A 14,236-nucleotide genomic window follows, 5' to 3' on the forward strand; every position below is an offset into this window, starting at 1 on the left:
GACTGGGGGCTGGGGGGACTGGTGGATTAACTCATCCAGCCGACCGCGGCAGCTCGCAGACGTCATGGCCCCACACCGGCGGCCATCGGTGCGCCGCAGGTTCGACCCGCGCGGCCGAGCCTCAAAGGCTCTTCAGCGCAGCGGCGCTGGGGCTGCCGGCTTCTGCCGTGTACATCACGAAGGAGAAACCCGAGCCGGGCAGGCTGAGCGTCTGCCGGTCGATTTCCAGCTCGCCCAGTGTGGGGTGATGGAGGTTCTTTCGCACGCTGGGTATGGGGCGCACGGCGTGCTTTCGCCAACTGCTCGCGAAATCCAGATCGTGGGCGGCGAACTCGTTGACCAGCTCTGCGAGCACGTTGTCCGAGGGGTGAAGAACGCTGGCCGCGCGCAATTGAGCGGCAACCTGCTTGGAGAAACCGGACTCCGAACCGGGGGCGCCGGTGCAGAGGGTGCCACGGAGCCTCGTCGAGATGCGCGTGAGGTTGCGCTCGTCGGGTGTGAGACGGGAGAAGTCTGTGATCAGGGCTGCCGCTGCCGCGTTCCAGGCGACGATGTCCTGCCGGTCGTTGACGATGTAGGCGGGGATGCCGTCGAGTCGGCCGAGCAGCTCTCGGGCTTCCGCGGGTACGTCCTGCGGCGTGCCGCCGTGCTCCGTCGGCAGCACTTGTCCGGCCAGGCGGGCCAGATGGTCACGCTCTGCTTCGGTGAGCTGGAGAGCCGTCGCCAGCGCGGACAGCACCTGGGGTGAGGGCCTGGGTGCCCGTGCCCGTTCCAGTCGTTCGTAGTAGCTCACCGACATCTGCGCCAGGGCGGCCACCTCTTCGCGCCGCAGGCCGGGTGTGCGACGGGCGCGGCGGCCGGGTGGAAGTACCGCTTCGGCCCGCACGTCTTCTGGTCGCAGGCTCTCGCGGCGGCGGCGGAGAAAATCTGCGAGTTCCTGACTGCTCACTCTTCCATGCTGCCACGGAGGGAACGGCCGAGCCTCGCACTGTCAGTCCGGGGCTCGGCCGGCCGTTCCACGCCCGTGATCGTGCTGTGCAGGGTGGCCTGGCCGGTCTGTTGACTACGAGGAGAAACGGTGTCCAGGACCCCTGAAGAGATTTTCCGCCGCATGCTCGATCTGATGCTGGCCAAGGACATGAATGCCGTGGCAGAGCTGTGGGCGCCAGACGGAATTGCTGAATTCCCTTTCGCGGCCGGGAGTTCCCCTCGTGTGCTGCGCGGACGTGAGGAGGTACGTGCCTACCTCGCGCACTATCCGGATCTGATGGACATGAAGGAGGTGGCCGCGCTGACCGTGCGGCCCACGGATCAGGCGGACACCGCCGTGGTGGAGTGGACGGCCACCGGCCTCACCGTGGCCACGTCCCAGCCCTACCGCCTGGACTACATCGTGGTTCTCACGGTCCGCGACGGGCTGATCGCCCTGTACCGGGATTACTGGAGCCCGCTGTCGGCGGCCGCTGCTGCCGGGGGTCTCGCCGGGCTGATCGACTCGCTCGAAAGGAACCACCCCTGATGCCCGGAGTGCTCGTGACCGGAGGGACCGGCAAGACGGGCAAGGCGCTGGTGCAACTGCTCCGCGGCGCTGGTGTGCGGGCACGGGCCGCCGGCCGGAACCCGGCCGCAGCCGATCCTGACGCAGTCCGCTTCGACTGGAACGACCCGACCACATTCGGACCCGCGCTCGACGGGACGGACCGGGTCTTCCTGCTTCCGCCGGTGGAGAGTGTGGACCCGCTGCCGCTGGTCGAGCCATTCCTGCACCAGGCGCAGCGGGCCGGTGTCCAGCGCCTCGTGATGCTCGGTTCCGCCATTGTGCTGCCGAACGCACCCGGCGCTGCGGAGCTGGCCGCTCGGGTCCGGGCTCGGCCCGGAGGTGTCGTACTCCGCGCGTCCGGCTTCATGCAGAACTTTCTGCGCCCGCACCCCCTGGCCGAGCACATCCATCGACACGGTGAGATCCGCACCGCTGCCGGTGACGGCAGACTGGGGTGGGTCGACGCGCGGGACATCGCGGCCGCCGCTGCCGCGCTGTTGGCTGACCCGGGGGTGGACGCTCGAAGCGACTACCTGATCACCGGGCCGCACGGGATGAGCTACCCACAGGCCGCGCAGATCATCACCGCGCGGACCGGCCGCCGGGTTCGGGTGGAGCCCATTACGGAGGAGGAGCAGGCTGCCGCCTACCGTGCCGCCGGCATGCCGGCCGAGTTCGCTGCCGCCCTTGCCGCCGTCGAGCGTGGGATCAAGGAGGGACGCGAGGACCAGGTCAGCACTGCGGTGCTCGAACTGACCGGCCGTCCGCCGCGCACCTTCGCCGCATTCGTCGCTGACCACGCGTACGAGTGGACGCGGTAACCGTGTCCAGCTACCGCAGGGCATCGGTGGGGCGCTCCACGAGGGACCACCCGAGGGTCCGAGGGCCCGAGGGCCGGTCGGCCGGGCCTCGGGCCAGGGCCTGGGAATGGCCGGGGCGGAAATTCGGTGTCCCGCCCGCCCCGTCGGGGCGCAGGATGGCGCACATGACTCTGGCGACCCCCACCCTCCACACCACGCGTCTGCGGCTGCGGCCGTTCGGCGACGGTGACGCGGAGCTTCTCTTCCCCATGCACAGCAGTGCCCGCGTGATGCGGTACTGGGATTCCCCGGCGTGGACGGAGCGGGCCCGCGGGGAGCGTTTCGTCGCGGTGTGCCGGAGGATGGCGGAGGAGGGGACCGGGGCGCGGGTGGCCATCGAGCGGGCTTCCGACGGAGCCTTCGTCGGCTGGTGCGGACTGGCCGAGTGGAACCCGGTCTACCGCAGCGCGTCCCTGGGGTACTGCCTCGACGAGCCGATGTGGGGCCACGGCTACGCGACGGAGGCCGCGCACGCCCTGCTGACGTGGGCCTTCGACACGCTCGACCTGAACCGGGTCCAGGCCGAGGCCGATACCCGCAACGCGGCGTCCGCCCAGGTGCTGGAGAAGCTGGGCTTCGTGCGTGAGGGGACCCTGCGGGAGGACTGCGTCGTGGACGGCGAGGTGTCCGACTCCTGGGTGTACGGGCTGCTCAGGCGGGACTGGCGGCCGTCGGACGGGCCGGTCCCCGCTCGCTGAGAGGCGGGCACAGACAGACGGCCAGGCGCGCCGCCCGCAAGGGAACGGGCCCGGCACTCGTCGAGAGTGCCGGGCCGGTCGCTCGCAGCCGCCCCGTCCCCACAGGTGGGTGCGAGCCTCCACATGCCGCCTACATGTGGACCGTGGGGGCGGCGTCGGGGCCCGCCGCCGCGGGGACGCCGGGCCGGTAGAGCAGCGCCGCGATCAGCCCGCCCACGGCGAAGAAGGCGGCCGACCACAGGAAGCTCGTGGAGTAGGACTCCATCGACGCCTGGGCCTGGACCAGCTTGTTGGTCGGGTCCCGGCCGACGAGGTAGGACGTGGCGGCGCTGGCGGCGAGGGTGTTGAGCAGGGGCGTGCCGATCGAGCCGCCGATCTGCTGCATCGTGTTGACGGTGGCGCCCGCGACGCCGGCGTCCTCGGTGGCCACTCCGCTGGTGGCCAGGCTCATGGCCGGGGCCATGATCAGGCCGATGCCGAGGCCGGAGACCAGGAGCGGCGGCAGCACGTTGGCGGCGTACGAGCTGTCCAGGCCCAGGGCCGTCAGCCAGAACATGCCGCCGGCCGCGAGCGCCATGCCCACGGGGACGACGATCTTCGGTCCGACGAACGACAGGATGAAGGTGGTGGACAGGGTCGCCGACAGCATCAGCGTCGCCACCATCGGCAGGAACGCCACACCGGTCTGGATCGCGGAGAAGCCCAGGGTGAGCTGCAGGTAGTAGGTGAGGAACAGGAACACGCCGAACATCCCGGCGCTGGCGACCAGCATCGACACGAAGGACGCGCCGCGGTCGCGGTCCAGGAGCACCCGCAGCGGCAGCAGCGGATGCGCGGCCCGGGTCTGCCACCGGGCGAAGACGGCCAGCAGTACGCCACCGGCGGCCAGGAAGCCCCACGACAGCGGCGAACTCCAGTCGTGCGACTCGGCGTTGGAGAAGCCGTAGACGATGCTGAACAGGCCGGCGGTGACCAGTACGGTGCCGGGGACGTCAAGCTTGGCGCCGCGCTCGCGCTCCGTCTTCTGGAGCAGCAGCCAGCCGCCGACGATCGCGACCGCCGCGATGAAGAGGTTGACGTACAGGGTCCAGCGCCAGTTCAGGTACTCGGTGAGTACGCCGCCCAGCAGCAGGCCGACGGCCGCGCCGGAGCCCGCGATGGCACCGAAGATGCCGAAGGCCTTCGCCCGCTCCTTGGCGTCCGTGAACGTGGTGGTGAGCAGGGAGAGGGCGGCCGGGGCCAGCAGTGCGCCGAACAGGCCCTGCAGGGCGCGGCCGGTGACGAGCATCTCGAAGTTCGTGGCGGCGCCCGCTATCGCCGAGGCGATCGCGAATCCGCCGACGCCCACCAGGAAGGCCGGCTTGCGACCGAACAGGTCGGCGATCCGGCCGCCCAGCAGCAGGAGGCTGCCGAAGGCGAGTGAGTAGGCGGTGACGATCCAGGTGCGGTTGCCGTCGGAGAAGCCGAGGTCGGCCTGGGCGGACGGCAGGGCGATGTTCACGATGGTCGCGTCCAGTACGACCATGAGCTGGGCGAGCCCGATCATGGCGAGGATCCACCAACGGCGACCGGACGGGGCTCCGTCTGCGGGAGAGCCGTGCCGGTGGATCGGAGGCGCGGCCGACTCTGTTGTCACTTGGGACATGGGGACGTTCTCCAGTCCTTGGTTCTTGGTTCGGGAGACGTTCAAGTCGAAACGAAACTGTTTCGTATCGCTACCCACCATACGCCCGCCATTAGAGAACGGCAGCGTTTCGATCGCCCAATCCGGTGTGAGAGCGACCACACGGGAGCGATCCGCGCAGATGTGGTGAGACGGCGTCGCACCGGCGCCGGGTCCGCTCCCCGCCGGTCGCCCGCGGACGCGTTCCGCGGCGTCCGCGAAGTGTTTCCCCGCCGCACCCCTGCTGTTCGCCGTGCCCGGCTACCTTCGCGTGGCCCGGTCCGGCCGCAGGAGAGGTATGTCCATGAGCGCCCCTGTCCACCGCACCTCCGAACGGCCCTCCGTAGCCGCCCTGACATCGGCCCGGGAGCGTCGGGAGGAAGGCCGGGCGGGGAGTTCCTCCGGGTCCCGGACCTCGGCGGAACAGGCCCTCCTCGGGCTCCAGTCCCGGGCCGGCAACCAGGCGGCCGCCGCCACGGTGCAGCGCGCCAGGGGCCGGACCCTGGAACGGACCCCGGGGACCGACCCAGCCCGCCCCGGCTCGGCGCCCGGCGCCCGGCGCGGCCCCGCCGGTCTCGCCCGGCGCGGCTCCGAGTCCGGCACCCAGGGCATGGAGGTCGACCCCGCCCTGCAAGCACAGGCCACCACCGCCAGACGAGAAGCCCTCGCGGCCGGATTCACCCCCTCCGGCCGCACCCGACGCGCCTCCGACACCGGCACCCGCCCCGGCCCCGGCGTTCTCGCCCGACGTGGCTCCGAGTCCGGCACCCACGGCATGGAGGTCGACCCCGCCCTCCAGGCACAGGCCACCACCGCCAGACGAGAAGCCCTCGCAGCCGGATTCACCCCCTCCGGCCGCACCCGACGCGCCTCCGACGCCGACACCCAGCCCGCCCCCACAGGCCTCACCCGACGCGGCTCCGAGTCCGGCACCCACGGCATGGACATCGACCCCGCCCTCCAGGCACAGGCCACCACCGCCCGACGCGAGGCCGCGGAAGCAGCCGCCAGAGCAGCACGCCTGCGTGAAGAAGCGGAGGCAGCCGCAGCCGCAGCGGAAAGGGAGAGGCAACGTCGCGCGGAGGCGGAAGCGGCCGAGGCCGAAGCCCGCGAGCGCATCGCGGCAGCCAAAGCAGCGGCAGCGGAAGAAGACCGGCGCCGCCGCGAGGCGGAAGCAGCCGCCGAGGCGGATCGACGCCGCCGCCTCGAAGAAGCGACACGACCGCCCGCCGTGGAGGAAGCACACACCGCCGTCGAGGAAGAGACGGCACACACCCCCGTCGAGGAGGCGGAAGACGCACGCGCCACCGTGGAGGAGGTCACGCTCACGCCCGAGGAACGCGCGGCCAGAGACAGGCGCATCGCCGAACTCGAGGCCCGCTTCGCCCCCTCGGGCCGCACCCGACGCGCCTCCGACGCCGACACCCGCCCCGACCCCGGCACCGCCGACCTGACCCGACGCGGCTCCGAATCCGGCATCCGGCACGTGGAGGTCGACACCGGCTCCTGGGAACGCACCGACGAGAGAGGCGACGACGAACGCGCCGCCGCCGACGCCCGCTCGGAGGCCAGGGCCGACCGCCTGAAGGCAGTCGCCGAGAACGCGGACCACGGCAAGAGGCTCCTCGACCCCACGGACGCCCTGGGCAAGGGCGTCCAGGCCCCCACCGCCGCGGGCCTCGGCCAGGACGCCACCGCCGCGGCGGCCGCCGCCCCGAAGACCGACACCGCCGCCGCCGCGCAGGCTGCCGCCCAGACCCACGACGCCTCCGCCGTGGGCGTCTCCGGCGCATCGCTGAGCGGCCTCACCGAGCTCTTCTCCGGCGCGGCCAGCGTCGCGGATGCGTTCAGGAACCTGAGGACCGCCCTGAGCAAGGAGAACGGAGCCGGCTACCACAACGCTCACAAGAAGGCCAAGACCAAGGCGACCGACGCGGGCATGAGCGTCGCCAGTACGGGCGCCAACGCCGGCACCATCGCCAAGGAAGCGGTCAAGCTGCAGGGTGTGGGAAGCACCGTGGCCGCCGCCGAGGCGAGCGGTGTGCTCAGCGGCGTCGCCGGCGTGGCCAAGAGCATCCGGGCCGCCTTCAAGTCCAAGGGTGCGATCGCGAAGATCCACGGTCTGAGGAAGCTCCAGAAGCACAACGCCGCCCAGTCCCAACGGCTGCTCCGGCTGGAGGCCGAGGCCAACACCGCCGAGCTCAACGCCAGTTTCGCCCGCGAGGCCGTGGAGCGGGCGAGGAACGACCGCGAAGGCCGTACGGAGGAGGAGTGGGCGGCGGGCCTCAGGACCGCCGGGGCCGCGTACGAGGCGACGGCGCTGATCGAGGCCCGGGCCAAGGCCGACTTCCTCAGCCTCGCGCGGGACCTGGAGGACCTGAACTTCGCCACGGACCTCGCGAAGAGCAGGCAGGTCAGCAAGGTGGTCAAGGAAATGGGGGGCGGCGTCATGGGCGAGGGCCTCAAGGGAGCGGGCGGCGTCGCGACCGTGGCCATCGCCGCCACCGTGGGCCTGGCGTCCAACCCCGCGGGCTGGATCACCGCCGCGGTGGGGGCGGGCCTGGTCCTCACCACCGCCGCCTACAAGGGAGGCAGCGCGGCCTACGGGCGGTTCCAAGAGGCCCACCACCCCGAGCTGTACACGCCGGAGGGCGAGCCGATACCGACCGCCAAGGGCACCGGGGATTCGCTGGTGCACGCCATGAAGTTCTGGAAGAAGATCACGAGGTACAAGCGCCAGCTGGCGGCGCACAAGCTCTACAACATGGTCTCCCGCGAGGGCACCGATCCCGCCCTGCGCGCCTCCGCCCTGCAACTGCTGATCCTGATCAAGGCCGGTCCCACGGACCACAAGCTGGATCCGGCCGAGTGGGAGGCGCGGCTCATGAACCCGGCCGAGAAGGCCGACGTGATCAAGGAGATCACCGACCAGCTCGCCTCCAGTTGACGACGCGGCGGGGCGGGAGCAGGGGGCGCAGGCGATACCGGCCCCCTGGTCCCGCCCCGTTCGGCTGACCGGACCGCCGGGTCGGCCCGGTCAGCCGTCGGACGGACGCTCGCCCGGCGCCTCCCGCAGCGCCTCGGCCAGCACCTCGCGCATGCCGGCCGGCTCCCGGCCCAGCAGCGCGGCCAGCGTCGGGTCGGTCGTGGCGAACTCACCGGCGCGGGCGGCGGCGAAGATGCCCAGGAACTGGTCGGCGTAGGGCGCGGGGACGCCCTGGGCCACCAGCTGGTCGCGGAAGGCCCCCTCGGACGCGACGCTCCTCGTGAACGGCCGGCCCGTCAGCTCGGACGCCAGGGCCGCGATGTCGTCGAAGGTCAGCGCCCGCGAGGCGGTGAGGGGCGGGGTGGGGCCCTCGAACCGGCCCTCGTCGGCCAGTACGGCGGCCGTCGCCTCGGCGAGGTCGGCGTGCGTGGTCCAGGCGACCGGGCCGTCCGCGGGGAGCAGGATCTCGCCGGTCTCCAGGGCGTGGCCGAGGAAGCCCGTGGCGCTGGCGGCGTAGAAGCCGTTGCGCAGTGAGGTGAAGGGGACTGAGCAGCCGCGCAGGATCTCCTCGGTGGCGGCGTGGTCCCGGCAGGCCTGGAAGTGGGATGCCGCACCGGTGCCCATCTGGCTGGTGTAGAGGACGCGGCGGGCGCCCGCCGTGACGGCCGCCTCGATCGCGGTGCGGTGCTGCTTGACGCACTCCTCGCCCAGTTTGTCCACGGAGACGACGAGGACCTGGGTGGCGCCCTCGAAGGCGTGGGCGAGGCTCTCGGCGTCCGTGAAGTCGCCCCTGCGCACCCGGACCCCCTGGGCGGCGAAGGTCCGGGCGTGCGGACCGCCGGGGTCGCGGACGCTGACGCCGACCTGCGCCGCGGGCACGCGGGTGAGCAGGTGCTCGACGATCCGGCGGCCCAGCTTTCCGGTTGCTCCGGTCACGATGATCATGACTCGCTCCAGTACTCGTGGTGTTTCCGACGACGGTCCCGGTGACGGACCCAGCGATGTTTCCAACGATGTTTCCAGTGGAACCACTTTCACAGTAACACCGATAATTCCGATGAGTACACGGCTGCGATATCGTCGATACATGTCCTCTCGTTCCGACCAGACCCGGCAGCGGGTCATCGAGGCCGCCATCGGTCTGCTGACCCGCGGCGGGCGCGACGCCGTCACCACGCGCGCGGTCGCCGAGGCCGCGGGGCTGCAGGCACCGGCCATCTACCGGCTGTTCGGCGACAAGGACGGGCTGCTCGACGCGGTCGCCGAGTACGGCTTCGCGCGCTTCCTCGCCACCAAGCACGTCGATCCGGACCCGCCGGACCCCATCGAGGACCTGCGCAACGGCTGGGACCTCGCCGTCGAGTTCGGTCTGGCCAATCCCGCACTGTTCACGCTGATGTACACCGAACCCGCGCGGACGGGATCGGCCGCCTTCAAGGCCGGCCTGGAGATCCTGATGGGCCGCATGCGGCGGCTGGCCGCCGGCGGCTGGCTCCGCGTGGACGAGGAGCTGGGGGCCCAGATCATCCACGCCACGGCGCGCGGCGCGGTGCTCACCTGGCTGTCCCTGCCCGAGGACCGGCGCGACCCGGCCCTGTTCACCGCCCTGCGCGAGTCCATGGTCACCGCCGTCACCCACGAGCGCCCGGCCGTGCGGGACGCCGGTCCGGCGGGCGCCGCCCGTGCGCTGCGGGCCGCCCTCCCCGAGCAGACGGCGCTCAGCGAGGCGGAGCAGCGGCTGCTGGGCGAGTGGCTGAAGCGCCTCGCCGACGGCGGCTGAGCCTGCGCCGGGCCCTCACCCGGGCGTCCGCCCGAGCCTTTACCAGGGCTCCGCCCGCCAGGCCAACTCCCTTTTCAGCCAAGGGGGTTCGGCCGTCATCCGGGCATTTTTCGCGTCAAACCCCCGACGGCGCCGGATCATGGTCACGAGGTCGACACGACGCGTGAGCACAACGTGAGCACAAGCGGTATGGTCCCATCCGTACGTCGAACGCCGGTCGTGGATACGGGAGTTCGAGACGCCTCGGGACGCGCGCGGTCCCGTGCTGTTTCGAGTCCGCGTCATCGGCGCCCCCTGCTCCACCCTGCTTCGTACCGGCCCTCGCCTGTTCCCGGGAGATCCATGTCGTGCGCCTTCGCCGTCCTCCGCATCGCTGCCGGCTCCGCGGCACGGGGTGACCGTGAAAGACACCGGTCCGCTCCGGCCTGCTGAGAGCCCGACCGACGGCTTCCGATCCGTGAGGACCTGATGACTGAACTGATAATCGCCGCCGCCGCCGTGCTGGCGGTGGCCGGAGTCGGGGCCGCGGGGTACTTCCGGCGCAAGGGCGAGCAGGCCCGGCGCCGGGCCGAGCAGCTGCGCGAGCACGCGGACCGGCTCACCCTGCAGCTCGTCGCGGCCGAGCAGTGCGTGGGACACCTCGCCACCGCCGTGATCCCGGCGGTGGCCAAGGGCGGGCCGGGCGACGTGGGCCCCGCCGGCGTGCTGCCCGTACCCGCGCAGCTCGACGGGACCCCGCTCGCCGAACGGCTGCGCGCCGTACCCGGCGCGGTCGCCGCGGCGGTGGAGGACGTACGGACCCGGGAGCGGGCGGCCGCCGAACGGGCCACGGCCCACGCCGCCGACCAGGTGCGCCAGGACACCGAGCGGCAGCTCGCCCAGGTACGGCGCGAGTCCGTCGGCGTGGCCCGGGCCGCCGTGCGCGGCTTCGCCAACAACATCGTGGCCCGGTCGGCGCGGCTGGGCCGGGCCGTCAGCCAGGGCGTGCGGCGGCACATCTCGGACGAGGCGTACGCGACGCTCGTGGAGATCGACCACCTCGCGCAGCAGATGCTGCTCACGGCGTCGGGGTACTCCGTGCTCGCCGGGGACAAGCTCTCCCGGCGCTGGCCGGCCACCACCCTGACCGACATCGTGCGCGCGGCCATGGGCCGGATCGAGGGGTACGAGCGGGTCAAGCACCCCGAGATGGGGTCCGTGGTGGTCGAGGGCCGTGCCGTGGAGGCGGTCGTGCACGCGCTCGCCGTACTGCTGGACAACGCGCTGCGCTACTCGCCGCCCGCCGCCAGCGTCCACGTCTCGCTGGAGCAGGGGCACCACGCCTGCTTCCTGATCGTGGACGACGCCGGACTGCGCATGGACGACGAGCGGCTGCTGTGGGCCAGCGACGTGATGTCCGGCGAACAGCGCGACGACATCACCCGCCTGGGCGCCCACCCCCAGACCGGACTGCGGGTGGCGTCCCTGCTGGCGGAGAACTACGGCTTCCGCGTCGAGCTGACCGCGCCCAACATCTACCAGGGGACCCGGGCCATGGTCGTCCTGCCGAAGAACCTGATCGTCGACCCGGGTTCGGCCCAGCCGGTGCCGCAGTCGGTGGCCCGGTCGCTGCCGCCGAAGCCGGCGGCGAGGGCGGCGGACCCGGCCGCGGAAGAGGCCACGGAAGAGGCCACGGCCCCGGCGGTGACCACGGCTCCCGCCGCGCCCGACCCCGAACCGGCCCCGGCGACGCCCGCGGCCGTACCCGTACCCGAGCCCGTCGGGTCCTCCCCCGCCCCCGCGACGGCCCCCGCCACCACCGCCAGCGGCCTGACCGTCCGCCGGCGCTCCCCCGCGCCCGCCCCGGCGCGCCGCCCCGCCGCCCCCGAGGACACCGGGCCCGGCCGCCCCGCCGTCGCCGCCGCCTGGGCGGCCGGCACCCGGCGCGGCCGGGAGGGGGAGCAGCCCGCGCCGGCCTCCGCCGACGCCATCCGCACCTCCGCCGCCCACCCCGCCCCCCACGACGCCGCTGACGACGAAGGACACTGATCGTGCAAGACACACACACCAACAGCCTGGGCTGGCTGCTGGACCAGGAACTCGGCAGCGTCGAGGGCGTCCGGTACGCCGTGCTGATGAGCAGCGACGGACTGCTGAAGGCCCGTACCCAGACGATCGGCCAGGACGACGGGGAGAAGTTCGCCGCGCTGACGGCGGCGCTGCGCGCGGCGGGCAAGGCCTGGGACGAGTTCACCGGCGGCGCGGGGATGCGGCAGCTGCTGATCGAGTCGGTCGGCTGCATCGGCCTGACGACGACCGCCGCGAAGAACACCATGCTCTCGGTGTGCACGACCGGCCCCGACGCCGACGTCGGGCTGATCTCCCACCACATGGTGCGGCTGGCCACCCGGGTGGGACACGAGCTGGCCACGGAGGAGCGCGTGCCGGTCGCGGACGGCGGCTCACCGGTATGAGCGGGCCGCGGCGCGATCCCGACATGGTCCGGCCCTACGTCCGCACCCAGGGCCGGATCCGCGCGCGCGAGGACGTGCGCCTGGAGAGCGTGGTCATCGCCGCGACCGGTCCCACGGACACCCTCGGCCCGGACGCCCGCCGGGTGATGCGGCTGTTCGCGGGTGCGGACGGCGGTCTGGCCGTCGCCGACATCGCCGCCGCGCTGGAGCTGCCGCCCTCCACGGTGCGGATCCTCGTCTCCTCGCTGATGGACTCCGGCCACCTCTCCAGCCCGGTCGCCGCGATCGACGACCAGCCCGACTTCGACCTGCTGCAGGAGGTACTCCGTGGACTTCGCTCCCTTGTCTGACCGGGCCGACCGGACCGACCGGACCGACGAGTCCACCGGGGCCGAAGGCGCCGACCGGGCCGACCGGTCCGTCACCTACGTCCCCGCCACGGTGACCCGGTCGGCCAAGATCGTGGTCGCGGGCGGCTTCGGCGTCGGCAAGACGACCCTGATCGGCAGCGTCTCGGAGGTGCGGCCGCTGCGGATGGAGGAGCCGATCACGCAGGCCAGCGCCGGTGTGGACGACCTGCGCGGCACCCCGCACAAGACGACGACCACCGTGGCGATGGACTTCGGCCGCATCCACATGGCCGGCGGCCGGATCGCGCTGTACCTGTTCGGGCTGCCGGGGCAGTCCCGCTTCCAGCCGCTGTGGGAGGACCTGGCCGAGGGCGCCCTCGGCTGCCTGGTCCTGGCCGACACCCGCGACCTGGACGCCTCCCACGACGCCCTCGGGCTGCTGGACAGTGCGGGCATCCCGTACGCCGTCGCCATCAACACCTTCCCAGGGTCCCCGAGTTACCCCGAGGCCGAGCTGCGCGAGGCGCTGGCCCTGGACCCGGCCACCCCGCTGACGTACTGCGACGCCCGCGACCGCACCTCCTCCCTGCACGCCCTGATCACGCTCACGGAGTACCTCTCCGAGCACCGTTCAGCCGCCCTCCTGGAGTCCCGCCGATGACGTTGCCCTCCGCCGAGACCGCACCGGCCGGTCCGTCGGGCCGGATCGCCCTGTACGCCCCGGAGTTCGCCGCCGACCCGCACGCCGCCTACCGGAGCATGCGCCGCACCCACGGCCCGCTGGTCCCGGTGGACCTGGCGCCCGGCGTCCCCGCGACCCTGGTGATCGGCTACTACCAGGCCCGCCGCATCCTCAACGACCCGCTGCACTTCCCGGCCGACCCCCGCGCCTGGGAGAAGCTGATCCCGGCGACCTGCCCGGTGCGGCCGATGATGGAGTGGCGGCCCAACGCGCTGCGCTCGGGCGGCGCCGAGCACGCCCGCTACCGGGCGGCGAACACCCACGCCATCGACCAGGTCGACCAGCACGGGCTGCGCGCCCTCGTCGAGCGGGTCGCCGACGGCGCCATCGACGGGTTCCGCGCCACCGGCTCGGCGGACCTGCTCACCCAGTACTCCTTCCCCATCGCCTTCCGGGTGCTGAGCGCGCTGCTCGGCTGCCCGGACGAGATCGGGCAGCGCATCGCCGACGGCATGGCGAAGATCTTCGACACCACCAACGCCGAGCAGGGCAACGTGATCCTCGCCCGGGCCGTGTCCGACCTCGTGACCCTGCGGCGGACCCACCCGGGCGACGACATCACCTCCCGGCTGGCCCTGCACCCCGTCGAGCTGAGCGACGAGGAGATGAGCCACCAGCTCGTCACGCTGTACGGCGCCGGGATCGAACCCATGACCAACCTGATCAGCAACACCATCCTGAAGATCCTCACCGACGAGGAGTTCTCCGCGGATCTGCACGCCGGCCTGTCCACGGTGCGCGACGCGCTCGACGCCGTCCTCTACACCGACCCGCCGATGGCGAACTACTGCATCTCCTACCCGCCCTACCCCATCGACGTGGAGGGCGTGCTGCTGCCCGCCGACCAGCCGGTGGTGATCTCGATGGCGGCCGCCAACAACGACCCGGCCCTCACCGAGGGCGTGCCCGCCGGACGGCTCGGCGGCAACCGCGCCCACCTGGCCTGGAGCGCCGGCCCGCACACCTGCCCCGCCCGCTCGCACGCCTACCTCATCGCCGAGACCGCGGTCACCCACCTGCTGGACGCGCTGCCGGAGACGGACCTGGCCCGGCCCCTCGACGAACTGACCTGGCGCCCGGGCCCGTTCCACCGCGCGCTCGAATCCCTGCCCGTCACCTTCCCCGCCGCGCACACCGACGCACAGCCCGCCGCACACTAAGGAG

At 72.5% G+C, this 14,236-nt stretch carries 13 protein-coding genes; 10 read left to right on the forward strand and 3 right to left on the reverse strand.

Annotated features, from left to right (window positions below; all coding sequences use genetic code 11):
• Positions 1–121: 121 nt before the first annotated feature.
• Complete coding sequence (locus K7854_RS02865; RefSeq protein ID WP_226024745.1) at positions 122–949, reverse strand: helix-turn-helix transcriptional regulator; 828 nt, start codon at positions 947–949, stop codon at positions 122–124.
• A gap of 162 nt (positions 950–1,111) precedes the next feature.
• Here K7854_RS02865 and K7854_RS02870 point away from each other — a divergent pair, with 162 nt between their 5' ends.
• From K7854_RS02870 to K7854_RS02880, 3 genes are all read left to right on the forward strand, one after another.
• Positions 1,112–1,519, forward strand: coding sequence for a nuclear transport factor 2 family protein (locus K7854_RS02870; RefSeq protein ID WP_226024867.1), 408 nt, complete (start codon positions 1,112–1,114; stop codon positions 1,517–1,519).
• Entirely contained in the window at positions 1,519–2,361 is an 843-nt protein-coding gene (locus K7854_RS02875) for an NAD(P)H-binding protein (protein ID WP_226024746.1), read from the forward strand. The genes K7854_RS02870 and K7854_RS02875 overlap by 1 nt, the downstream gene beginning before the upstream one ends.
• Positions 2,362–2,525: 164 nt before the next feature.
• Positions 2,526–3,098, forward strand: a complete 573-nt coding sequence (locus K7854_RS02880; protein WP_226024747.1) for a GNAT family N-acetyltransferase — start codon at positions 2,526–2,528, stop codon at positions 3,096–3,098.
• 130 nt (positions 3,099–3,228) lie between these two features.
• On the opposite strand, the gene K7854_RS02885 is transcribed toward K7854_RS02880, so the two are convergent.
• The gene (locus K7854_RS02885) at positions 3,229–4,743 is read right to left on the reverse strand and encodes an MFS transporter (RefSeq protein ID WP_226024748.1); all 1,515 of its coding nucleotides are present in this window, start codon (positions 4,741–4,743) and stop codon (positions 3,229–3,231) included.
• A gap of 322 nt (positions 4,744–5,065) precedes the next feature.
• On the opposite strand from K7854_RS02885, the gene K7854_RS02890 reads away from it, so the two are divergent.
• The gene (locus tag K7854_RS02890) at positions 5,066–7,708 is read left to right on the forward strand and encodes a hypothetical protein (RefSeq protein WP_226024749.1); all 2,643 of its coding nucleotides are present in this window, start codon (positions 5,066–5,068) and stop codon (positions 7,706–7,708) included.
• 90 nt (positions 7,709–7,798) lie between these two features.
• Here K7854_RS02890 and K7854_RS02895 read toward each other — a convergent pair whose 3' ends face one another.
• Positions 7,799–8,692, reverse strand: a complete 894-nt coding sequence (locus tag K7854_RS02895; RefSeq protein WP_226024750.1) for an SDR family oxidoreductase — start codon at positions 8,690–8,692, stop codon at positions 7,799–7,801.
• A gap of 142 nt (positions 8,693–8,834) precedes the next feature.
• Here K7854_RS02895 and K7854_RS02900 point away from each other — a divergent pair, with 142 nt between their 5' ends.
• The 6 genes from K7854_RS02900 to K7854_RS02925 all read left to right on the forward strand — a co-directional run bounded on the left by K7854_RS02900 (position 8,835) and on the right by K7854_RS02925 (position 14,232).
• The gene (locus K7854_RS02900) at positions 8,835–9,527 is read left to right on the forward strand and encodes a TetR/AcrR family transcriptional regulator (protein WP_226024751.1); all 693 of its coding nucleotides are present in this window, start codon (positions 8,835–8,837) and stop codon (positions 9,525–9,527) included.
• 468 nt (positions 9,528–9,995) lie between these two features.
• The gene (locus tag K7854_RS02905) at positions 9,996–11,555 is read left to right on the forward strand and encodes an ATP-binding protein (protein WP_226024752.1); all 1,560 of its coding nucleotides are present in this window, start codon (positions 9,996–9,998) and stop codon (positions 11,553–11,555) included.
• 2 nt (positions 11,556–11,557) lie between these two features.
• A complete protein-coding gene (locus K7854_RS02910) occupies positions 11,558–11,980 on the forward strand; it encodes a roadblock/LC7 domain-containing protein (protein ID WP_087809118.1) in 423 nt (140 codons plus the stop codon).
• Positions 11,977–12,330, forward strand: a complete 354-nt coding sequence (locus tag K7854_RS02915; RefSeq protein WP_087809117.1) for a DUF742 domain-containing protein — start codon at positions 11,977–11,979, stop codon at positions 12,328–12,330. Before K7854_RS02910 ends, K7854_RS02915 begins: the two co-directional genes overlap by 4 nt.
• Positions 12,331–12,421: 91 nt before the next feature.
• On the forward strand, positions 12,422–12,991 hold the full coding sequence (locus K7854_RS02920) for a GTP-binding protein (RefSeq protein WP_226024868.1): 570 nt from the start codon (positions 12,422–12,424) through the stop codon (positions 12,989–12,991).
• A complete protein-coding gene (locus K7854_RS02925; RefSeq protein ID WP_226024753.1) occupies positions 12,988–14,232 on the forward strand; it encodes a cytochrome P450 in 1,245 nt (414 codons plus the stop codon). The genes K7854_RS02920 and K7854_RS02925 overlap by 4 nt, the downstream gene beginning before the upstream one ends.
• Positions 14,233–14,236 lie beyond the last annotated feature (4 nt).

Source organism: Streptomyces hyderabadensis, from assembly GCF_020404845.1.
GTDB lineage: Bacteria > Actinomycetota > Actinomycetes > Streptomycetales > Streptomycetaceae > Streptomyces > Streptomyces hyderabadensis.